Origin of the sequence: Nocardioides sp. W7, assembly GCF_022919075.1 — a bacterium.
GTDB lineage: Bacteria > Actinomycetota > Actinomycetes > Propionibacteriales > Nocardioidaceae > Nocardioides.
The window spans coordinates 5,335,864-5,356,007 of sequence record NZ_CP095078.1; the positions used below are offsets into that span (position 1 = coordinate 5,335,864).

19 protein-coding genes are annotated in these 20,144 nt (G+C 72.6%); 6 read left to right on the forward strand and 13 right to left on the reverse strand.

Annotated features, from left to right (window positions below; genetic code table 11):
* Positions 1-30 precede the first annotated feature (30 nt).
* Entirely contained in the window at positions 31-975 is a 945-nt protein-coding gene (locus MUB56_RS25005; RefSeq protein ID WP_244929719.1) for a helix-turn-helix domain-containing protein, read from the forward strand.
* Positions 976-1,066: 91 nt separating this feature from the next.
* Here MUB56_RS25005 and MUB56_RS25010 read toward each other — a convergent pair whose 3' ends face one another.
* From MUB56_RS25010 to MUB56_RS25025, 4 genes are all read right to left on the reverse strand, one after another.
* Positions 1,067-2,311 carry an HNH endonuclease signature motif containing protein gene (locus tag MUB56_RS25010; protein WP_244929720.1) on the reverse strand — a complete coding sequence of 415 codons (1,245 nt, stop codon included), beginning with the start codon at positions 2,309-2,311 and terminating at the stop codon, positions 1,067-1,069.
* A 248-nt stretch (positions 2,312-2,559) separates the two neighbouring features.
* Positions 2,560-3,000 (reverse strand): DUF309 domain-containing protein, encoded by a 441-nt coding sequence (locus MUB56_RS25015; protein ID WP_244929721.1) that lies wholly within the window; start codon positions 2,998-3,000, stop codon positions 2,560-2,562.
* 61 nt (positions 3,001-3,061) lie between these two features.
* Entirely contained in the window at positions 3,062-4,231 is a 1,170-nt protein-coding gene (locus MUB56_RS25020; RefSeq protein ID WP_244929722.1) for a SpoIID/LytB domain-containing protein, read from the reverse strand.
* Between the two features lie 135 nt (positions 4,232-4,366).
* On the reverse strand, positions 4,367-5,554 hold the full coding sequence (locus MUB56_RS25025; RefSeq protein ID WP_244929723.1) for a SpoIID/LytB domain-containing protein: 1,188 nt from the start codon (positions 5,552-5,554) through the stop codon (positions 4,367-4,369).
* Positions 5,555-5,631: 77 nt separating this feature from the next.
* Between MUB56_RS25025 and MUB56_RS25030 the strand changes: the two genes are divergently transcribed.
* A complete protein-coding gene (locus MUB56_RS25030; protein ID WP_244929724.1) occupies positions 5,632-6,309 on the forward strand; it encodes a DUF305 domain-containing protein in 678 nt (225 codons plus the stop codon).
* Positions 6,310-6,315: 6 nt separating this feature from the next.
* Here the strand turns inward: MUB56_RS25030 and MUB56_RS25035 are convergent, their stop codons facing one another.
* Positions 6,316-7,710 (reverse strand): NAD(P)H-quinone dehydrogenase, encoded by a 1,395-nt coding sequence (locus MUB56_RS25035; RefSeq protein WP_244929725.1) that lies wholly within the window; start codon positions 7,708-7,710, stop codon positions 6,316-6,318.
* Between the two features lie 94 nt (positions 7,711-7,804).
* Complete coding sequence (gene lpdA, locus MUB56_RS25040) at positions 7,805-9,205, reverse strand: dihydrolipoyl dehydrogenase (protein ID WP_244929726.1); 1,401 nt, start codon at positions 9,203-9,205, stop codon at positions 7,805-7,807.
* Between the two features lie 70 nt (positions 9,206-9,275).
* On the opposite strand from lpdA, the gene MUB56_RS25045 reads away from it, so the two are divergent.
* Positions 9,276-9,728 carry a gamma-glutamylcyclotransferase family protein gene (locus tag MUB56_RS25045; RefSeq protein WP_244929727.1) on the forward strand — a complete coding sequence of 151 codons (453 nt, stop codon included), beginning with the start codon at positions 9,276-9,278 and terminating at the stop codon, positions 9,726-9,728.
* 101 nt (positions 9,729-9,829) lie between these two features.
* On the opposite strand, the gene MUB56_RS25050 is transcribed toward MUB56_RS25045, so the two are convergent.
* Positions 9,830-10,786, reverse strand: a complete 957-nt coding sequence (locus MUB56_RS25050; RefSeq protein ID WP_244929728.1) for a hypothetical protein — start codon at positions 10,784-10,786, stop codon at positions 9,830-9,832.
* Positions 10,787-11,050: 264 nt separating this feature from the next.
* Between MUB56_RS25050 and MUB56_RS25055 the strand changes: the two genes are divergently transcribed.
* The 3 genes from MUB56_RS25055 to MUB56_RS25065 are packed head-to-tail and all read left to right on the forward strand — an operon-like array spanning position 11,051 to position 13,083.
* Positions 11,051-11,854, forward strand: a complete 804-nt coding sequence (locus tag MUB56_RS25055; RefSeq protein ID WP_244929729.1) for a purine-nucleoside phosphorylase — start codon at positions 11,051-11,053, stop codon at positions 11,852-11,854.
* Positions 11,855-11,869: 15 nt separating this feature from the next.
* Positions 11,870-12,499, forward strand: a complete 630-nt coding sequence (locus MUB56_RS25060; RefSeq protein ID WP_244929730.1) for a helix-turn-helix domain-containing protein — start codon at positions 11,870-11,872, stop codon at positions 12,497-12,499.
* Between the two features lie 17 nt (positions 12,500-12,516).
* Positions 12,517-13,083 carry a TetR/AcrR family transcriptional regulator gene (locus tag MUB56_RS25065; protein ID WP_244929731.1) on the forward strand — a complete coding sequence of 189 codons (567 nt, stop codon included), beginning with the start codon at positions 12,517-12,519 and terminating at the stop codon, positions 13,081-13,083.
* 17 nt (positions 13,084-13,100) lie between these two features.
* Here MUB56_RS25065 and MUB56_RS25070 read toward each other — a convergent pair whose 3' ends face one another.
* From MUB56_RS25070 to MUB56_RS25095, 6 genes are read right to left on the reverse strand one after another with little or no spacing between them, the layout of a single operon-like run.
* The gene (locus MUB56_RS25070) at positions 13,101-14,513 is read right to left on the reverse strand and encodes an Ig-like domain repeat protein (RefSeq protein ID WP_244929732.1); all 1,413 of its coding nucleotides are present in this window, start codon (positions 14,511-14,513) and stop codon (positions 13,101-13,103) included.
* A 23-nt stretch (positions 14,514-14,536) separates the two neighbouring features.
* Positions 14,537-15,964: an HtaA domain-containing protein gene (locus tag MUB56_RS25075; RefSeq protein ID WP_244929733.1), complete on the reverse strand. Its 1,428-nt coding sequence runs from the start codon at positions 15,962-15,964 to the stop codon at positions 14,537-14,539.
* Entirely contained in the window at positions 15,951-17,033 is a 1,083-nt protein-coding gene (locus MUB56_RS25080) for a hypothetical protein (RefSeq protein ID WP_244929734.1), read from the reverse strand. Before MUB56_RS25080 ends, MUB56_RS25075 begins: the two co-directional genes overlap by 14 nt.
* A complete protein-coding gene (locus MUB56_RS25085; protein ID WP_244929735.1) occupies positions 17,018-17,842 on the reverse strand; it encodes a heme ABC transporter ATP-binding protein in 825 nt (274 codons plus the stop codon). Before MUB56_RS25085 ends, MUB56_RS25080 begins: the two co-directional genes overlap by 16 nt.
* Positions 17,839-18,921: an iron ABC transporter permease gene (locus tag MUB56_RS25090; protein ID WP_244929736.1), complete on the reverse strand. Its 1,083-nt coding sequence runs from the start codon at positions 18,919-18,921 to the stop codon at positions 17,839-17,841. The genes MUB56_RS25085 and MUB56_RS25090 overlap by 4 nt, the downstream gene beginning before the upstream one ends.
* The gene (locus MUB56_RS25095; RefSeq protein ID WP_244929737.1) at positions 18,918-20,030 is read right to left on the reverse strand and encodes an ABC transporter substrate-binding protein; all 1,113 of its coding nucleotides are present in this window, start codon (positions 20,028-20,030) and stop codon (positions 18,918-18,920) included. Before MUB56_RS25095 ends, MUB56_RS25090 begins: the two co-directional genes overlap by 4 nt.
* Between the last annotated feature and the right edge of the window lie 114 nt (positions 20,031-20,144).

Sequence of the window (20,144 nt, forward strand, 5' to 3'; positions counted from 1 at the left end):
TGAAACGACCTGGGTCGTACAGTTTCGGACATGCCCCGGATCGCCCTCGTCATGCACGGCTCCGCCATGCTCTACGAGGTCGCGATCGCTTCCGAGATCTTCGGCACCGACCGCTCGGAGCTGTCGCCCACCGGCGAGTGGTACGACCTCGTGGTCTGCACCCCCGACGGCGCCCCACACCCCTGGCTGACGCACCTGCCGACCGCGTCGTACGCCGAGATCGCCCGCGTCGACACCGTCGTCGTACCGTCGTCCGACGACCTCGACGACAACCCCGACCCAGCGCTCGTCGATGCGCTGCGTGCCGCCCACGACCGCGGCACCCGCATCGCCTCCCTGTGCACCGGAGCGTTCGTCCTCGCCGCGGCCGGCCTGCTCGACGGCCGGGTCGCGACGACGCACTGGATGCACGCCGAGGATCTCGCACGCCGCTACCCCCAGATCGATGTCCGGCCCGACGTGCTCTACGTCGACGAGGGCGACGTGCTGACCTCGGCCGGCAAGACCGCGGCGCTCGACCTCTGCGTCCACCTGGTACGCCGCGACCTCGGCGCCGCGGCCGCCAACGCGATCGCCAGGCGGCTCGTCGTGCCGGCCCACCGCAGTGGCGGTCAGGCGCAGTTCATCACCCCGCCCGCCGAGCCGCGCAGCCCGGACGGTCTCGCACCCACCCTCGAGTGGGCACGTGCCCGCCTCGACCAGCCCCTGACCGTGCGCGACCTCGCCGGGCACGCCAACCTCAGCACCCGCCAGCTCGCCCGCCGCATGCAGGCCGAGGTCCAGGCCGGGCCCCTCGACTGGCTCCACCACCAGCGGATCACCCGCGCCCAGGAGCTCCTCGAGCGCACCGACGCCACGATCGACCAGGTCGCGGTCAGCTGCGGCATGGGCACCGCCACCACCCTGCGTCGGCACTTCCACCGCGCCCTGGGCGTCACCCCCACGACGTACCGGACCACGTTTCGCCTCACGTGACACCGCGGAGCCACCACCGGATCTGTCGCCGCGCTGTGTCACGGCGATGTCCGGAACTCGCGGCATTCCGCCGCCAACGGTGCACGTCGGCCTACGTTCGTCGGTGGAATCGGACGCCGCCGTCGGGGAGCCGCTGGGGCGAGTAAGTCGGGTCGTGGGCTCGATGGTGATGATGCGAGCAGAGCAGCATCCCGTCGGCCAGGTCGGTGCGCCCGCCGGCGGCCCAGGGGGTGCCGGCGTGATGAGCCTCGCACCACGGAGCCGGGACCCGGCAGCCCTCCGCGCGGCACTCGCGATCGGTCAGGGCGAGGGCGCGGCGTTGGGCCCGGGTGAAGAGGCGCTGGGAGCGGCCGAGATCGAGGACCTCACCCTTCCCGCCGAGGACAGCCGGGACGAGGTGCGCGGTGCAGGCCAGCCGCCGGGCCTCCTCGGCGGTGATCCGGTCGACCGAGTCACCCGGGGCCGCGTTGCCGAGGGTCGCCGTGCCGAGCTCCGCGCGGAGCGACTCCAGCGACATGGTCACGACGAGGGTGGTGGCGTCGCCACCGTGGATCGGGAGCCGGCCCGGGTCGAGGGTCTCCAGGAGCTGGCAGAACGCCCGCGCGGTCTTCCGCCCGTGCGGAGTCCGCGGTGCTCGGGCCGGCTCCGGGTCGGCGTCGTCGCGGCGAGGGTTGGTGAAGGCGTGTAGGTAGGTCGCGAGCCGGGCCGCGGAGGCGTCCGGGATCAGGCCACTGATCCGCGTGGTCCCATCGCCCATCGGGCGGAGTCCGAGGCGCATCCGCTGCCGCGCGGAGGCTTCGAGGTCGGCCAGATGGCGGGCCTCGACGGCCTCCGCGATATCGGGGGCGACGACGTCGAGGATCCGACGACCCAGGCGCCCCAGCTCGATCGGGTCGAAGCGGGCGGCGTACGCCACCAACGCGGCCTCGGCCCGGTCGGTAACGCAGGCGTCGACGTCGGCCGGCAGCCCCGCGAGGGACACCGCGATGGCCCGGGCCTGGTCGAGGTTCACCTCACCCTCACGCACCGCCGTCGCCAACACCGGGCGGTCGGCCAACGCCAACGCGACGCGAAGATCGGCAGCACAGTCACCACGACGACGCCGCGTCGCGGCCGCGGTCCATGCCCCGACATCCCGCGCACCCGACTCCTCGGCCACGTCAGAAGCGTCGGCGGTGACCCGCAGCCGCAGCTCGCCCACCCGGTCCTCGATCGCGGCCAGCTCCACCAGCGCGGCGGCCTTGTCGGTGGTGGTCATGAACGCCGGATTCACGTCCGCGACCGACTTCAGGGCACCGTCGATGACCTGGGCGGCGACCCGGATCGGGTGGTCCATGCGAGCCTCCGAGAGCTCCACAACGGTGCGGGATGATGCCCCAATTCTAGTCGAACGCACGTTCGAACGCTTGAATCCTCCACAGGCCCTCGCACTGTGATGTCTCAGGACTTCGGTGACACTTCCGGGTTCTTCGGGCGGGTCCCGGGAGTCGGCCGTTGCCGGCGTAGGTCACCCCGGGGCGGGTCGGATGTATTCGGCGAGGACCTCGCCTTGTAGGTCGGTGACGATGATCTCCGACCACGTCCTCAACCGCCCTGCACCCGACCCCGGGCGCACGCCACGAGTGCGGCGAGGTCGAGGTCGTACGCCGGCCCCCCGCCCCGCTCGTATGACGCCAGTCGGCCCGCTGCGCGCTCGACCAACCGGGCCGCGCCGACGCCGTTGCCGCGCTCGTGATGGGTCAGGCCCACGCACAGCTGGGCCAGGCCCTGCCAGAGCTCGCGCTCCTCGTCGGGGCCCGACTTCCACCTGACCTCGAGCGCCTCGTGCGCCGCGAAGGGGCGTCCCTCGTCGAGCAGGCGGCGGGCGTAGGCCAGGGTCTCCGCGGGCGGGAGCGGCTCCTCGGAGATGGGCTCGACGCCGACAACGCCGTACGGCAGGGGGCGTCCGAGCGCGTCGCGCGGCCGAGCCTGCTGGGCCCGCCCCTGCTCGTTGCGGTCGCGATCGGCCGGTGACCCGTGCTGCATTCGTCGTCCCTCCGCTGTCCCCGACCCCCACCCTACGGACTCGGGGACGGGAGATCGGCGCTCAGGAGACCCCGAACGTCAGGTACGTCGACCGAAGCCCCAGCACGCTTCGGAAGGTGTCACCGGAGACCGTGACCGCGCCGGCGCTGCCGGTCAGCGTGACCGAGCGGACCCGGCCGCCCCAGTCGCCGTTGCCGTCGCGGGCGGTGACCTGGATGTCGCTCAGGACGCCGATCCTCGGCCAGGCCTGCTCCAGGCGCGCGGGGGCGAGCCGGACGGTCCAGGCGTGCACCGGGTTGCCGGACCAGGCGTCGTAGACGTCCTCGACCGCGCGCAGGTAGGGCACCGAGCCGGCCGAGGTCCAGCCGCCGCTGCTGGAGGAGAACTGCGTGAACGCCGGTTGCCCGCCGTCGAGCAGGACGCTGCCTCGGGTGGCGGCGATCGCGGCGTTCGACGCGGGGTGCTCGGCGGCATACCCGCCGTAGACCTGGCAGGACGTCGTGTCACACAGCTGCGCGTGCCGCGAGCGCGGGTGGGCGCGTTCGTACGCCGCGTAGGTGCGCGCCGCGACCGCCTGCGCGCGGACCGCCGCGGGACTCCAGGTCGCCGGCATCTCGAGAGGTACGACGCCCCGCAGGTAGGCCTCGAGCGACAGCACGTTCACCGTGTCGTGGCCGCCACCGGGCGCGGTGGCGTGCCGCAGTCGGCCGCGGTAGGGACGGTCGCCCGACGGGGTCACCACGGTGACGGGCCGGCCGCCGGCGGCGATCTCGCCGTCGCCCCTCAGGACCCGCCACCGGCGCCACCGGTCGGTCCGGAACGCGACCCGGGTGACGCCCTTGCGGGAGGTGGCGACGCGCCACAGCCGGGCGCCGTTCTGGGGCAGCACCCAGCGCCGGCCGCTCGCCCGGTCGGTGACGGTGAGTCCGGGGCGCGCCCGGACGAGGAGGTCGTCGGTGGTGTCGGCGGAGATCAGCACGCTCACCCGGCCGGCGGCCCGGCCCGGCGTCGTCCCGGCGTAGTAGAAGTCGAGGATCTGCTCGTGGCTCAGCCCCTGCTTGGCCGCGCCCTGCGCGCCGTGCTGCGACATCCCGTGGCCGTGCCCGTAGCCGTGCCCGGAGATGGTGACGGTCGCACCCGCGGGCACCGCCCACCGGTCGACGGCCTGGGCGGCGGAGGGGGCCAGGAACACCCCGGTCAGGACAGGGACGACGAGCAGGCGCAGGCGCATGGAGGGCCGAGCTTCCGGGCGAGGAGGTGTGGCTGGGGTGCATCGAGTTGCATCCGTGACCAGTGGGAACACCCATCGCATCACGCGTCCCAGCAGCCCCGCAACGAGGTCGGGCGAACTACAGATCTGTAGTTCTCAGCGCGCCCGGAACCAGTCCGACTTCAGCCCCAGGTAACTGCGGAAGGTGTCCCCGGAGACCGTCGTACTGGTCCGCGATCCGACCACCCGGACCCGCTCCACCCGGCCGCCCCAGGCGCCGTGGCCGTCGCGCTCCAGCACCCGGATCCGGCGGAAGGCGCCGAGCGCCGGCCAGGCCGCCTCGATCGCGGTCGCCCGCACCACGTGGCGCCAGGTGTGGTTCGGGTTCGAGGGCGTCGCGTCGTACGGGTCCCGCTTCGCGGGGAGGTAGGGGAACCCGCCGGCCGACGTCCAACCGCCGTTGCTGGAAGAGAACTGGGTGAACGCCGGCCGCCCGCGGTGGGTGAGCACCCGCGCCCGGGTCCTGCGGATGGCGTCGTCGGTGCGGGGATGCTCGTTGGCGGTCCCCGTGTAGACCTGGCACTGGGCGGTGTCGCAGATCTGGTAGTGCCGGGCGAGCGGCTGACGGCGCTCGTACGCGGCGTACGTGCGGGCCGCGACGCTCTGGGCCCGGAGCGCGGCCGGTCGCCAGGAGGAGGCGATGACCTCCGCAGGGACCACGCCGCGCAGGTAGCTCTCCAGGGAGACGACGTTGACCGTGTCGCGAGCGGTACGACCAGGCTTCACCGTCGCCGAGCGCAGCGCGCCCCGGTAGGCGACCGAGCCCGCCGGCGTGACCAGGGTGATCGGGCCGGTCGCCTGGAACTGCGCGTCGCCCTTCAATGTCCGCAGCGGGTGCCAGCCGCCGGAGCGTCCCTTCCACGAGACCAGGCTCCGGGTCGGCGAGGGGGCGGTGATCCGCCAGGCCCGGGCCGCGGGCCGGCGCTCGGCCAGGTCGATCTGGTTCCCGTTGGTCAGCGAACGCACCTGCAGGCCCGCGCGGGCGCGGACCACCACGTCGGCGGAGGTGTCGGCCGAGATCAGCACCCGGACCCGGCCGCCCGCCCGGCCCCACTTCGTGCCCGGGTAGTAGAAGCCGAGGATCTGGCGGTGGCTGCGGCCCTGCAGTGCCGCGCCCTGCGCGCCGTACTGCGACATCCCGTGACCGTGCCCCCAGCCGTGCCCCTGCAGGACCAGCCGGGCGGGCCCGGCCTCCGCGGCGGACGCGGCCTCCGCCGCGGAAGACGCCCCCGGGACGAGGGCCAGCACGGCGGCGAGTGCGGCGGGCAGGACGAGGTGGCGCATGGATCAGCTCCCGAGGTCGGTGAGTCGTCCAGGCTAGCCGCCGTCCGAACGAGGCCGTCCCGTGATGTGCTGAGCGGGTGCGTCCCCTCCGTCCGCTGCTCGCCGCCGCCCTGGTCGTGGGGTACGGCGCGGTCGCGGGCTGCTCGGGCGCCGGTTCCACTTCCCCGCCGGCCGGCCACGAGCACCTCCCGGGCCAGGCCGACCACACCCACCCGTCGACCTCCGCACCCGCGGATGCCGTGTCGCCGGCCGGGTCCGCTGCGCCCGCGTGGAACCACGACGACGTGTCCTACCTGCAGATGACGATCCCCCACCACGGCCAGGCGCTGGACCTGGCCGAGCTGGCGGCGACCCGGGCCGCGGACCGACGGGTGCGGGCGCTCGCCACCCGGGTCCAGGCCGCCCGGGGACCGGAGACCTGGCTGATGGCGGGCTGGCTGGCCGAGCGCGGGATCGACGTACCGTCGCCCCAGGACGATCCGCACGACTACGACCACGGCGACCACGGGCACCACCCGATGCGCGGCCTGCTGGACGACGACGAGCTGGCCGAGCTGGCCGCCGCGGACGGGGCCGCCTTCGACCGGTTGTTCCTCGGCGCGCTGGTGCGCCACCACCGGGGCGCAATCGCGATGGCGGGCGACGTCCTGGCCGACGGGACCGACCCGCGGGTCGCCGAGATCGCCGAGAAGGTCGCCGCCGGTCAGGGCGCCGAGGTCACCCGGATGGAGCGGATCCTCGCCGAGCTGGAGTGAGCCGGCTCAGAAGCGGTGCAGGCGCCGAGCAGCCTCGGCGACCGATCCGCTCATCGACGGGTACACCGTGAACGCCTGGGCCAACTGGTCGGCGGTCAGCGACTCGGCGACGGCGATCGAGACCGGATGGATCAGCTCGCTGGCCCGCGGGCCGACGATCACCCCGCCGACGACGATGCCGGTACCGGGGCGGCAGAACAGCTTCACGAAGCCGTCGCGGACCCCCTGCATCTTCGCGCGCGGGTTGCCCGACAGCGGCAGCATCACGACCTCGGCCTGCATCTCCCCCGCGTCGACGGCCTGCTGGGACCAGCCGACGGTGGCGATCTCGGGCGCGGTGAAGACGTTGGAGGAGACCTTCTTCAGGTCCAGCGGGTGCACGGTGTCGCCGAGGAAGTGCCACATCGCGATCCGACCCTGCATCGCGGCGACCGAGGCGAGCATCAGCACGCCGGTGCAGTCGCCGGCGGAGTAGACGCCGCGGGCCGACGTACGAGAGACCCGGTCGACGTTGACGAAGCCGCCGTCCTTGAGGACCACCCCGGCCTCCTCGAGGCCCATGTCGGCGGTGTTGGGGACCGAGCCGAGCGCCAGGATGCAGTGCGACCCCTCGACGGTCCGGCCGTCGGTCAGGGTGACCGTGACCGTGTCGCCGGAGCGGGTCACCGACTCCATCCGCGACTTGGAGAGCACGGTCATGCCCCGCCGCCGGAGCACCTCCTCCAGCACGCCCGCCGCGTCGGCGTCCTCGCCGGGCAGCACCCGGTCGCGGCTCGAGACGAGGGTGACCGGGATGCCGAGGTTGAGGTAGGCGCTGGCGAACTCGGCGCCGGTGACCCCGGAGCCGACCACGATCATCTCGGAGGGCACCTCGGTGAGGTCGTAGACCTGCTCCCAGGTCAGGATCCGCTCGCCGTCGGGCACCGCGGAGGGAAGCGTGCGCGGCGCGGCGCCGGTGGCGACCAGGACGGCGTCGGCCTCGAGGGTCTCCTCGCCGCCGTCGGCGAGCGCCGCCACGACCCGGTTGGTCCCGTCCAGCCGGGCCCGGCCGCTGACGATCCGCACCCCGTCGCGCACCAGCCGGCGCGCGATGTCGGAGGACTGGTCGGTGGCGAGCTGCTTGACCCGGGCGTTGACCCGGGCGAGGTCGACCCGGATCAGCTCCGCGGGGTCGCCCTCGAGGTCGAGGAAGCTGACCCCGAGCTCGGCGGCCCCGGAGAGCTCGCTCATCACCTCGGCCGTGGCGATCAGGGTCTTGCTGGGCACGCAGTCGGTGAGCACGGCCGAGCCGCCGATCCCGTCGGAGTCGACGATGGTCACCTCGGCCCCGAGCTGGGCAGCCACGTGGGCGGCCTCGTAGCCGCCGGGGCCACCGCCGACGATGACGACGCGGTCGCTCATCTTGTTCCTCTCGGTAACGGGGTCTCGATACGCCGCGTCGCGGCTTCGTTCCTCAGCCGCGGCGCCACTCGACCTTCTCGGCCGACGCAGGCCTCTAAAAGTTGATCATGTGGCCGGCGATGCCGTGGACGGCTTCCTTCACGGACTCACCGAGCGTCGGGTGGGCGAAGACGTTGCGGGCGACCTCGTCGGCGGTCAGGTCCCACTTCTGGGCCAGCGTCAGGACCGGCAGCAGCTCGGTCACGTCGGGGCCGATCAGGTGCGCACCGATGATCTCGTTGTGCTCGGCGTCGGCGACGACCTTGACGAAGCCGACCGCCTCGCCGAGGCCCTGGGCCTTGCCGTTGGCCGAGAACGGGAAGGTGGCCGTCTTGACGTCGTACCCCTTCTCCTCGGCCTGGGCCTCGGTGTAGCCGAACGACGCCACCTGGGGCTGGCAGTACGTCGCGCGCGGCACCATGACGTAGTCGACCGGCATGGTCTCGGCGCCGGCGATCGTCTCGGCGGCCACGATGCCCATCGCCTCGGCGACGTGGGCGAGCATCATCTTCCCGGTGACGTCACCGATGGCGTAGACGCCCTCGACGTTGGTGCGGCCGAAGTCGTCGATCGCGATCGCGCCACGGTCGGTGAGCTCCACGCCGGCCGCGTCCAGGCCGTAGCCCTCCACTCGCGGGGCGAACCCGAAGGCCGCCAGCATCTTGTCGGCCTCCAGCACCTGGCTGTCGCCGCCGCCGGCCGGGCTGACGGTGACCTTCACGCCGGAGCCGGTGTCCTCGACGTTCTCGACCTTGGTCGAGAGCAGCACCTTCACGCCGAGCTTCTTGTAGTGCTTCAGCAGCTCCTTGGACACGTCGGCGTCCTCGGTCGGCACCATCCGGTCGAGGAACTCCACGATCGTCACGTCGACGCCGAAGTTCTTCATCACGTAGGCGAACTCGACCCCGATCGCGCCGGAGCCGCCGATGATCACCGAGCCGGGAAGGTTCTCGTCGAGGATCTGCTCCTCGTAGGTCACCACGTTGGCGCTCTTCTGCATGCCCGGCAGCATCCGCACCTGGGCGCCCGCGGCGAGGATCAGGTTGTCGAACGTGTACGACGTCGTACCGCCGTCCTTGTCCTTGACGTCGATCCCCTTCGAGCCGGTCAGGGTGCCCCAGCCGTCGATCTCGGTGATCTTGTTCTTCTTCATCAGGAAGTGGACGCCCTTGACGATGCCGGCGCTCACCTGGCGCGACCGTTTGTGGGTCGGGCCGAAGGACATGGTCGCGTCGCCCTCGATGCCGTACTTGGCCTTCTCGTGGGTCAGGGTGTGCGCCAGCTCGGCGTTCTTCAGCAGCGCCTTGGACGGGATGCAGCCGACGTTGAGGCAGACACCGCCCCAGTACTTGTCCTCCACGACGGCGACGGTCTTGCCGAGCTGAGCGGCGCGGATCGCGGCGACGTAGCCACCGGGGCCGGCGCCGAGGACGAGGACATCGAAGTGGGTGGTCACGGCCTCCAGCCTAGGACTGTCGCGCAGGTCACCCCAAGCCGGGAGCACTCTCGGCAGTAGCCTGCTCCCCGTGACGCTCTATGCCGCCTACGGGACCAACATGGACCCGACCCGGATGGGCGAGCGCTGCCCCCACTCCCCGCTGCACACCACCGGCTGGCTGGAGGGCTGGCGACTCACCTTCGGCGGCGAGGAGCACGGCTGGGACGGCGCGCTCCCGACGATCGTCCAGGACCCCTTCGAGCAGGTCTTCGTCGCGGTGTACGACGTCACCCGCGAGGACGAGACGCTGCTCGACGGCTGGGAGTCCGCGGACTCGGGCCTCTACCGCAAGACCAAGGTGCGGGTCGCCACGATGACCGGTGAGCTGGTCGCCTGGACCTACGTGCTGGACGCCTACGAGGGCGGTCTCCCCTCCGCGCTGCACCTCGGCGTCCTGGCCAATGCCGCGGAGGCCGCCGACGCCCCCGACGACTACGTCGCCGCCCTGCGCCAGCGGCCCTGCCGTTCGACGGGGCTGTAGGGCGGGGGCGGGCAAATTCCCCGGTTTACCGGGGAATTTGGACCTTCTGCGCCGAAACTTCGGCCGAGAACGTCCGGGAATGCCCGAGAGGTACGACGGGGTCAGGCCCCGAGCGACGGGAACAGCAACGACCGGATCGCGGCGGCGGTCCGCTCCGGGTCCTCCAGATCGGCCCAGGTGATCCGGATGCAGCGCCAGCCCGTGCGCCGGCAGATCAGCTCCTCGCGACGCTTCTCCCGGATGACGACATCGCTCGCCCGCTCCCCCGGCTTCAGCAGCTTCTCGTACTTCACCTTCCCGTCGAACTCCAGGAACACCTTGTGCTCCGGCCACGCGAAGTCGACCCTGCCGAGCAGTTGACCCGACTCGTCCCGCACCTCGTACTGCGACTTCGGCATCGGGAGCCGGTAGCGGAAGCACAGGTGGAAGCTCCGTGACTCGCCCACCGACTCGATCCGAGGATCCGCGAGACGCAGCACCAGGTCCGTGCTCAGGGTGTGCGGCCAGTGCGTCATCTTCTCGTTCCGGCGCGCGAGAGCCTCCGGGGTCGTGGCCCCCGCGTGCAGCAGGTAGTTCACGACGCACAGGCTCGCCTCCACGCTGGCGATCGTCGTCACCTCCAGCGCCAATCGAGTGGCGCTCATGACCTCGACGCCGTTGCGGGTGACGACGTCGCCCTCCTCGATGGTCCCGCAGTGCTGGCACACCCCGGCCTCGCGCCGGCCCGTGCGGTCGTCCTTCCGGGTCACGTGCACCTCTGAGAGATCGAGGCCCCAGGTGGGAGCGTCGTACTCCGGGAGACCCGACACATGGGACAGCACGACCTCGGTGCTCGCCTGGAGCTGGACGGCCCGGGCCAGGAGCCCGTGGCGGCCCGACTCGTCCAGCTGGTCCCAGATCGGCGTGGGGAGGTAGGCGCCGTGACGCAGCTTCACCCAGGACCGGTCGGCGAGCCGGCGTCTGATCGCCCGGTCGTTCCAGCCCTCCTCCAGGAGACGGCGACGCAGGAGCACATCGCTGTTGCGGGGGTCGTCTGGCTCACGGGGCGGAATCATCATGGCCGGGTCGTGCCCGGCGTACGACGCTGCCCACCCCACCAGTCTCGTCGGCTGGGGACAGCCCCCGGGGAGCGCCGGCTGTGCACGATTCCTGGCCCCCGATGCCCCGGGCGGCCCTGACTTCTCGGGCCTTTCCTGACGTTCTGGGCCGTCGCGATGGCTGAGAAGGTCCAACTTCCCCGGTGAACCGGGGAATTTCCCAACGCACCCCCACCCGCCGCGCGTCGCTGCTGCCAAGCCACCCGGAGGACTAGAGTCCGCCCCGTGACGGATCCGCAGACCCCGTATGACCTGGCCGAGGAGGCCGCCGCGACCCTTGCGGAGCTGACCGGGGTGGCCAGCCACGACGTGGCGCTGGTCCTGGGGTCGGGCTGGCTGCCGGCGGTCGACGCGCTCGGGACGGCGACGGCCGAGATCGACACGACCGACCTGCCGGGCTTCTCGGCGGCGGCGGTCGCGGGGCACTCGGGCAAGATCCGCTCGATCGCGGCGGGTGACAAGCAGCTGCTGGTCTTCCTGAGCCGCACCCACTACTACGAGGGCAAGGGTGTCGAGGCCGTCGTCCACGGGGTCCGCACCGCGGCCGCGGCGGGCTGCCGCACCATCGTGTTGACCAACGGCTGCGGGGGGCTGAAGGAGAGCTGGACGCCGGGGACCCCGGTCCTGATCAGCGACCACATCAACCTCACCGGCCGCTCGCCGATCGTGGGCGCCCGCTTCGTCGACCTGACCGACCTGTACTCCCCGCGGCTGCGCGCCCTGTGCCGCGAGATCGACCCCTCCCTCGACGAGGGCGTGTACGTCCAGTTCCCGGGCCCGCACTACGAGACTCCGGCCGAGGTGCGCATGGCCGGCGTGATCGGCGGCCACCTGGTCGGCATGAGCACCACCCTGGAGGCGATCGCCGCACGCGAGGCAGGCCTGGAGGTGCTCGGCATCAGCCTGGTCACCAACCTCGCCGCCGGCATCAGCGGTGCGCCCCTCGATCACGCCGAGGTTCTCGAGGCCGGGCGGTCTGCGGCGTCCCGGATGGGGGACCTGCTGGGACGGATCGTGCCGAGGATCTAGGACGAGGGGAACCAGATGAGCGCAGACGACACCCGGCAGCTGCTGATCGACGCAGCCACCCGAGCGTTCGCCGAGCACGGCGTGCACAACGCGTCACTGCTCGAGATCACCAGGCAGGCCGGGCAGCGCAATCGCGGGGCTGTGCACTACCACTTCGGGTCCCGGGAGGGGATGCTCGTCGCGGTCCTCGCGCGGGAGGCCGAGTTCCTCGGTCCCCGCGAGCGCGAGCTGCTGGCGGTCGCGCAGAGCCGGCCCCGTGAGGATCTCGCGAGCGTGTTCGAGGCCGTCGTACGCCCCGCCGTCGAGCTCGCCGAGACCGGCTGGCGGGGCAGGTGCTTCCTGCAGATCGTCGCCCAGCTCGTCGACGACGGGCCGGGCAGCACCGATCCGGCGGTCCAGGAGGTGCTCGGCCGCACGGGCGGCTTCGAGGTCTACGACCTGCTGGACCAGCGGATGCCGCCGATGCCCGAGGCGCTCCAGATCGAGCGGACCGCGCTCGCGACGAGCTTCCTGCTGCGCTCGATCGCCGACCGGGCCCGGGCCCGCGACCGGGAGACCCCCGGGCGCGCCCAGCTGTCGACCGAGGACTTCATCCGGAACCTGATCTCCATGGTCACCGCGATGGTGACCGCACCGGTCCCGTGAGCCGCTAGCCTGCTCGCGTGCCCCGCATCTCCGGCGAGAACCTGCAGCAGCACCGCGAGCAGCTTCAGCGTCGGGTCTTCGTCGCGTTCGCCGAGCTGATGGCCGAGCGGAGCTTCGACGCCATCACGATGGCCTTGATCGCCGAGCGCGCCGAGCTCGGCCGCACCGCGATCTACCACCACTTCCGCGACAAGGAAGCGGTGGTCGTCGCGTTCGCCACCCACGAGACCGAGCAGTACGTCGCCCAGCTGCGCGAGGCCATGCAGGGCAGCTCCGACCCGGTCGCCCAGCTGCGCACCTACCTGCGCCACCACCTCGAGGCCGGGGAGCAGTTCCACATGGGCCTCGGTCCACAGCTGTACGGCATCCTGCCGCCCTCGTCGCGCCAGGCGATCCGGGAGCACGTCGTCGCGGTCGAGGACGTGCTGCGGGAGATCCTGCGCAGCGGGGTCGACGCGGGCGCGTTCCGGATCGACGACCTCGACGGCACCCTGTCGCTGGTCCACGCGTGCCTCAGCCCGCGGCACCTTCCGGCCGGCACGATCGAGACGTTCGTGCTCGGCGCGGTGGGTGCCGCGGGCTGAGGGCGGGACTGCTCAGGTCAGCGCTTGCGGACCTTGAACGCCTTCGTCTTCGAGGCGCTCTTGTACGCCGTGCTGCCGGCGTAGGTGACCTTGACCTTGTAGGTCCCCTTGGCCCGCTTCGGCAGGGTGACGGTGAGCTTGCCGTTCTTCAGGGCCTTGGCGCCGAGGTTCTTGACGACCTTCTTGCCCTTGAGGATCTGCACCTTGACCTTGCCGGTGGCGGCACCCTTGCTGCCCTTGACCGTGATCACGGCACGACCCGCCTTGCGGGTGGTCGGGGCCTTGGCGACCTTGACGGTCAGCTTCGGGACGACCTTGGTGGGCGCCGGGGTCACCGGCGGGGTGAGCGCGTTCCAGTCGATGGCGAGCGGGGTCTCGGTCATCTGCGAGTCGCCAGCGACCGGGTTGCCGTGGGCGCTCCAAGTGTAGAGCGAGTAGGCACGCCCCTTGGTCAGCTTGGCGGTCTCGACCGCCAGCCCCCGGGTGAACGCGCCGTCGACGATCGCACCGCCGGCCACGTGGTCGGAGCCGGCGAACTGGGCCATGCCCTCGGCGGCGCCGCCGCCACCGAGACCGAGGATGCCACCCGCGGCCGCGACGCCGATGTAGACGCCGTTGGACATCGGCTGCACGCCCGAGTCGGGATTGAAGCCGGCGCCGGAGATCGACAGGTCGAGGTAGTTCTTGTCGAACTTGGTCACCGCGACCGCAACCTCGGGAAGGCGCTCGACGGTGATGCTCAGGGGCTTCGGAGCCTTGCCTGCGTCGTTGGTCAGCTGCGACCGGTAGGAGAGCCCGGGCACCGGGGGAACCGCAGCGGCGTCGCCGGCGAGGAAGGTGACCAGCTCGGGAGCCCAGGTGCCGGCGAGGCCGGTCCAGGTGGAGAGGTACGTGCCCGTGTCGACGGCGGCGCTGGTATTGCCGACGAGGTCGACGAGGGGCGTGCGCGTCGGACCGCGGTACGCCGCGACCGCCGGGTCGTAGGAGCTCGTCGGGTAGGAGCCGACGCCCGGGCCGTAGGAGACCAGGGCGCTGAGCTGGCCATTCCCGTCGGCGCCCACGTCGACGATCGGGTCCTCGAACTTGAGCCAGCGGTTGCCGGTGGGGGCGTACTTGAGCGAGGCGCCGTCGAAGGCGATGACGGCGCCGCCGTCGGGGGCGATCGTCGCGGACTCGACCTCGAACGTGCTCAGCTTCGTGGTGCCGTCGTAGCTGGCCGGGGCCGCGTAGCCGGACGCCAGAGACGTGATGCTGCCCATCGCCGGAGTCGTCAGGTAGTCGGAGAGGCCCCAGGTCATGGAGCCATCCATGCGCCCTCCAATCTCTGCCGCCTGGGCCGCGGGTGCGGAGAGGACGAGCGCGGACGCGGCGAGCGCGCCGGCCGTGCCGAGGGCCGCGAGCCGCGACCCGCCTCGGGTGAGCATGGACATGGTGTTCCTTTCGTCGTGCATTCTCAGGAGGGTGTCCGGCGCGGGCCCGAGCCCGGAGCGGGGAGGAGAAGAAGGAACGCGGCAGCGAGCAGGAGCGCGCCGCCGACGAACCACCCGGCGCTGGCCGCGGCAGCGGAGGCCGCAGGCGTCGAACCGGCGACGGGAGCGGACGCGAGCTGGACGGTCGCCGGCAGCGGGGCCGGAGCGGCGAGCGCCAGCGGGGTGGTGCCTGCGGGTACGCCGGCGACCGCGAGCGGTGCCGTCACTGGCGGCACCGGGGCGGCGACGGGCGTCGGAGCGGCCGGCGCGGAGTTGTCGACGTCGGGCGTCGCGGACGGAGCCTTCGTCGGGGCCGGCGCCGCGATCTCCTTCGCCGAGTAGCTGATCGTCAGCGGCAGCGGGCGCTTGGTGGAGTCGGACTGGAGGCCGGTGGAGTACCAGAACTGGTCGACGCCGAACGGCTGGAGGTAGCTCACGAAGGCCTGCGGGAACGCCCCCCAGCCCGAGCCGGTGCGGTCCTGGGGCTCCGAGCCGGTGACGGCCACGTCGTCGTACGCCGGCTGGGCGGTGAGTCCGAGCGCGCCGAGGTCGACGGTGGGCAAGTCCGCGAGGCGTACCCGCTTCGGGACGGCCGCGGTCCAGATCGTCGGGTCGTCGCGGTCCGCGAGGAAGCCGCCGAGCGTCGCGGTCAGTGATCCGGAGCCGCCGGCGACCTCGAGCGTCGGGTCGGTCACCGTGAAGATGGTGTTGCCGCCGTAGTAGACGACCGTGAAGGTCCCCTGCCACGACACGGTGGCCGTCCCGGCGGCACGGTCCACGGTCCCGGTGCCCTTCCTCAGGACCACGGCGTGCTCGCTGAACGGGCCGTAGACGCCGATCGGGGCTCCGGCCGGCGAGGTGCCGAGACCCGCCCAGGTGGCGGTGCTCCAGCCACCGGCGGGAGTGGCCTTCTCGATGGTGACGTTGCCCTGGACCGCCCGCCACTGCGACTCGCGGAGCGCGACACCGCCGCGGCCGGGGTCGGCGACGCCGGCGGCCAGGAAGTTGATGGCGGCGGGGTTGTGCGACCGCGCGTTGGTCTGGTCGCTGACGCCCCAGCGGAGCACCGCGCCCGCGACCTCGACCGGTCCGCCAGTGGCGGTCGGCGAGGGGGTGGGACCGGTGGTCGGGCCGGAGGTCTCGGTCGGCGACTCGCTGGGAGTCTCGCTCGGCGACGGGCTGGTCGTCGGCGAGGCAGTATCGCTGGGGTCACTGGGGTCGGTCGGCTCGACAGTGGGGGTCGCCGTGGCGGTCGCCGGGCTCGTCGCGGTGGTGGTGATCTCGTCGTCCGGCCCCTCCCCCGCGGCACCCGCCGGGAGGGTTGCGAACACCCCCACGATCAGGCTCACCAGGCCGGCGACCAGCAACGCGGCAGCGGCTCCGGTGCGGGCTCCCCGGTCAGGCCGCTGCACGGCGCGACCTCCGGAACCTCCAGGCGAGCTGCCCCAGGGCGGCCAGCAGCACCAGCGCGGACACGCCGGCGAAGACCAGCGCGGCGCGGTCGTCGTCGCCGTCGGCGTCCGATGCGGCGGCAACTTCTGCCGACTCGGCTGGTGCGGCCGCCGTGACCGCGAAGTTGACCACCGGGGGGCTCTCGACGCCGAAGACCCGAAGCTCGTGGGTGCCGGCCGCGGTGTCACCCGGGAGCAGCACGACGCCGGCGATGCCGCCGTCGCTGCCGACCAGGAAGGGTCCGGAGGCGGCCCGGCCGTCGTCGAAGACCACGCTCACCTGTCGACCGGCCGGAAGGCCGGACCCGGTGAAGGCGAGGGCGTTGCCGGCCTGCGCCGAGGCCCGGTCCACCTCCAGGGCGGGCGCGGTCGCCGGGCCGCCCGCCTTGGTCGGGGCGGATCCCGCGGAGGGAGCAGCGGTGGGAGCAGAGGTCGGCTGGGCGCTCGGCGCAGGCGAGGCGGGCTCGGCGTCGTACACCTGGCCGACCCGCACCGGGGTGAACGTCTCGTTGCGGGCGTTCTTCACGCCGTGGGCACCGATGGTGATGATCCCGCAGGTGACCTTGCGGCAGTCGACGCTGCGGACCGAGCCGTTGCGGCCGACGGCCTCGAAGACCGGCCCCGGGACGGTCAGCTCCACCGACCAGGCCCCGGCCGCACTCATCGTCCCGCCGTTGGCCGACGAGGCGGTGTCCGAGCCGGGGAACGCGACGAAGCGCTGGTAGCCGGCGTTCTCGCGCGCCTCGCTGTCGGGGACGTAGGCGTAGTCCTCGCCGGAGGCCCCGCCCTTGCTGGGCTGCCACTTCCCCGAGGTGGTGCCGAACCAGACGTAGACGCCGCCGTGGCCGCCGCGGACCGACTGGAAGCCGCTCCCCCGCACGGTCAGCTTCGTGGCGTACGTGCCGTCGACGACCTGGCCGCCGCGGTCGTTGACCACGCTCACCCGGGAGGCGGCCTGGGCCGGCGTGGGCAACACGACCAGCGCCGCCGGCAGCAGCGCGGCGGCCGCGAGCATCAGCCGGCGGAGCACGGTGCCTCCTCCGCGCTCGGGCCGGTCGGGGTGCCCACCGGCCGAGGACGAACGGGTACGACGAGCAGCGCGCCCTCGTGGTGGAAGACGTCCACCGGGTGGCCGTAGACCTCGGTGAGGAGCTCGCCGGTCAGCACCTCCACGGGTGGCCCGTCGGCGCGGACCCGGCCGCCGGCGAGGACGCAGACGCGGTCGGCGTACGCCGCGGCGAGCGACAGGTCGTGCAACACCACCACGACCGCCGCCCCGGCCGCGGCGACGTCGCGGACCACCCCGAGGAGCTGCTCCTGGTGGCGGATGTCGAGCGCGGCGGTGGGCTCGTCGAGGAGCAGCACCGGCGTCTCCTGAGCCAGCAGCCGGGCGAAGGAGGTGCGTGCCTGCTCCCCGCCGGAGAGGGTCGGGAAGAGTCGGTCCGCGAGCTCGGTGACGTCGGCACGGGCTAGGGCGTCGTCGACGGCGGCGTCGTCGCGCTCCGCAGCCTCGGTGCGGTGCCACGGGGAGCGGCCCATCCGGACCACCTCGCGCACCCGGAACCCGAAGGCCAGCCCCTGCTTCTGCAGCTGGACACCCCGCAGCCGGGCCAGGTCCCGGGCGTGCCGGTGCCCGAAGTGCTTGCCGACCAGCTCGACGTGACCCGTGGTCGGACCGACGTCGCCGGACAGCACGGAGAGCAGGGTCGACTTGCCGGCGCCGTTGGGCCCGACGAGGACGACCACCTCGCCGGCGGTCACCTCGAGGTCGACGTCGGCGACGATCGGTTGACCGTCGATGGTCACGCTCACGCCGTGCGCGGACAACAGGACGCTCATGCCCAACCTCCCGCGGTACGACGGGCGCGGCGCAGCAGCCAGAAGAAGAACGGGCCGCCGATCAGCGAGGTCAGCATGCCGATCGGCAGGTCGGCGTACTCGACCGCCGTCCGCGCCCACAGGTCGGCCGCGACCAGCAGTACGGCGCCGCCGAGCGCGCTCGCGGGCACCAGCAGCCGGTGCCCGGGGCCGGCGATCAGCCGGATCAGGTGCGGGACGACGAGCCCGACGAACGCGATGATCCCGCAGAAGCTGACGGCCGCGGCGGTGAGCACCGCGACCACCACGATGGTGCCGACCCGGAGCCGCTCGACGTCGACGCCGACGTGACGCGCGGCTCGGTCGCCGAGGGCGAGGAGGTCGAGCTTGGGCGCCAGGAACATCGCGGCGACGATCCCGAGTCCGGCGAGCGGGGCGACGACGCCGACGTACTCCCAGCGCGAGCCGTTGAGGCTGCCCAGGGTCCAGAAGACGATCTCCTCGCGGGCCTGGGTGTCGCCGAGGAACATCAGGAACGCCAGCCCGGCGCTGGTCATCGCGTTCAGGGCGATGCCGGTGAGCACCAGGGTGACGACCTCGGTGCGGCCGCCGTCGCGGGACATGACGTAGACGAGCGTGGTGGTGATCAGACCGCCCAGGAACGCGCAGATCGCGACGGTCCAGGTGCCGGCGAAGGTCCACTCGAAGACGATGACGCTGGCGGCCGCCACGGCGGCGCCGGACGAGACACCGACCACGCCGGGCTCGGCGAGCGGGTTGCCGAACACGCCCTGCATCAAGGCACCGGCGGTGGCCAGCGCCGCGCCCGCGATCGCCGCCATCACGACCCGGGGGAAGCGGACCTGCCAGAGCGTGTTCTCGCCCTGCGGGTGGCTGGGCAGCGGACCGAGGTCGAGACCGATCTTGTGCAGCAGCGAACCCAGCACCTCGTCGCGAGGGATGTCGAGCTGCCCGGTGCCGGCGGCCGCGACCAGGATCACGGCCAGCGCCACCGTCAGCCCGCCGAGCAGCCCGACCCGGGCCGCGACGCCTCGCAGGGTGGCCCGCACCGGCGTGACCGGGGCTGTGGTCGCGCTCAAGAGACCGCGTCCGGGGCGTAGACGGCGACGGCGAGCGCGTCGAGGACCGAGGCGGTCGCGGGGCCGAACCCGAGGATCTCGGAGTCCTCCATCGACACGAACCGCTGGTGCTGCCCGGCCGGGGTCTCGGCCAGCGCGGGGAGCCGCTCGAGCAGCCCGTCGACGCCGCCGGCGGAGTCCAGCCCGCCGGTCATCATCAGCACCAGGTCGGGCTGGGCGGCGACCAGGCCCTCGTCGGTGAGCGGCTTCATGCCGTTCCAGCCGATCTCCTCCGCGACGTCGTACCCACCGATCGCGTCGATCAGGGAGTCGGCGCCCGAGCCCCCTCCGAACATGTAGTAGACGCCGGACTGGCCGCGCACGTAGAGGAACACCGTGCGCAGCCGCTGGCCCTCCTCGGCCGGGGCGACCTTCGCGATCTGGGCGACCACGGCGTCGATCTCGGCCTGGGTCCGCTCGGCCAGCTTCTCGCCCTGCGCGGGCACGCCGAGGGCGGCGGCCACCTCGTGGGTCAGGCTCGCGACGTTGTCGAGGCCGCGGTGGGAGTCGACGACGACGACCGGGATCCCCGCGTCGCGCATCTGGAGTACGACGTCCCAGGGGCCCAGCGAGGTGTCGGTGATGATCAGGGTCGGGTCGAGCTCGAGGATCGCCTCCGCGTTGAGGTCGTGGCCGTTCTGGGTGACGAGGGGCAGGTCGGCGGCCCCGTCGAACTGGGTCGACACGTCCCGCCCGACCAGCCGGTCACCCAGGCCGAGCTCGTGGACGGTGCGCGCGAGGGTGCCGTAGACGTCGAGGGCCAGGACGCGGCTGGCGTCGGTCACCTCGACCCGGGTGCCCTGCGAGTCCGTCACCGTGACCGGCAGGTCCTGCTCGGGGTCCTCCGCGACGGGGTCGACCTCGTCGTTCGGGACGGCGAGCGTCGCGCCGTCCCAGGACCGGACGTCGGCGAGCGGCTCCACGTCCGCCAGCGGCGGCGCGACCGACCCGGCCGCCTCGCCGTCGCCCGCAGCGCCGGTCCCGCCGGTGCTGATGCCACAGGCCCCCAGGGCGAGGGCGAGCAGAACGGCGAGCACCCCGAGAGCGGGTGGTCGAAGTGCGGCGGGCATGAAGAGTCCTCTCACGATAAACTTAGGGGAGCCTAACATTGGGGAGCCTGACCTTAGAAGTGGTCCAGACAGATGTTGACAACGTGTCATCTCGATTTCGACACTTTGTCCACA

Coding starts and splice junctions, on each gene's coding strand:
- MUB56_RS25005 (WP_244929719.1), top strand. CDS start 31: ATGCCCCGGATCGCCCTCGTCATGCACGGCTCCGCCATGCTCTACGAG.
- MUB56_RS25010 (WP_244929720.1), bottom strand. CDS start 2,311: ATGGACCACCCGATCCGGGTCGCCGCCCAGGTCATCGACGGTGCCCTG.
- MUB56_RS25015 (WP_244929721.1), bottom strand. CDS start 3,000: ATGCAGCACGGGTCACCGGCCGATCGCGACCGCAACGAGCAGGGGCGG.
- MUB56_RS25020 (WP_244929722.1), bottom strand. CDS start 4,231: ATGCGCCTGCGCCTGCTCGTCGTCCCTGTCCTGACCGGGGTGTTCCTG.
- MUB56_RS25025 (WP_244929723.1), bottom strand. CDS start 5,554: ATGCGCCACCTCGTCCTGCCCGCCGCACTCGCCGCCGTGCTGGCCCTC.
- MUB56_RS25035 (WP_244929725.1), bottom strand. CDS start 7,710: ATGAGCGACCGCGTCGTCATCGTCGGCGGTGGCCCCGGCGGCTACGAG.
- MUB56_RS25050 (WP_244929728.1), bottom strand. CDS start 10,786: ATGATGATTCCGCCCCGTGAGCCAGACGACCCCCGCAACAGCGATGTG.
- MUB56_RS25060 (WP_244929730.1), top strand. CDS start 11,870: ATGAGCGCAGACGACACCCGGCAGCTGCTGATCGACGCAGCCACCCGA.
- MUB56_RS25070 (WP_244929732.1), bottom strand. CDS start 14,513: ATGTCCATGCTCACCCGAGGCGGGTCGCGGCTCGCGGCCCTCGGCACG.
- MUB56_RS25085 (WP_244929735.1), bottom strand. CDS start 17,842: ATGAGCGTCCTGTTGTCCGCGCACGGCGTGAGCGTGACCATCGACGGT.
- MUB56_RS25095 (WP_244929737.1), bottom strand. CDS start 20,030: ATGCCCGCCGCACTTCGACCACCCGCTCTCGGGGTGCTCGCCGTTCTG.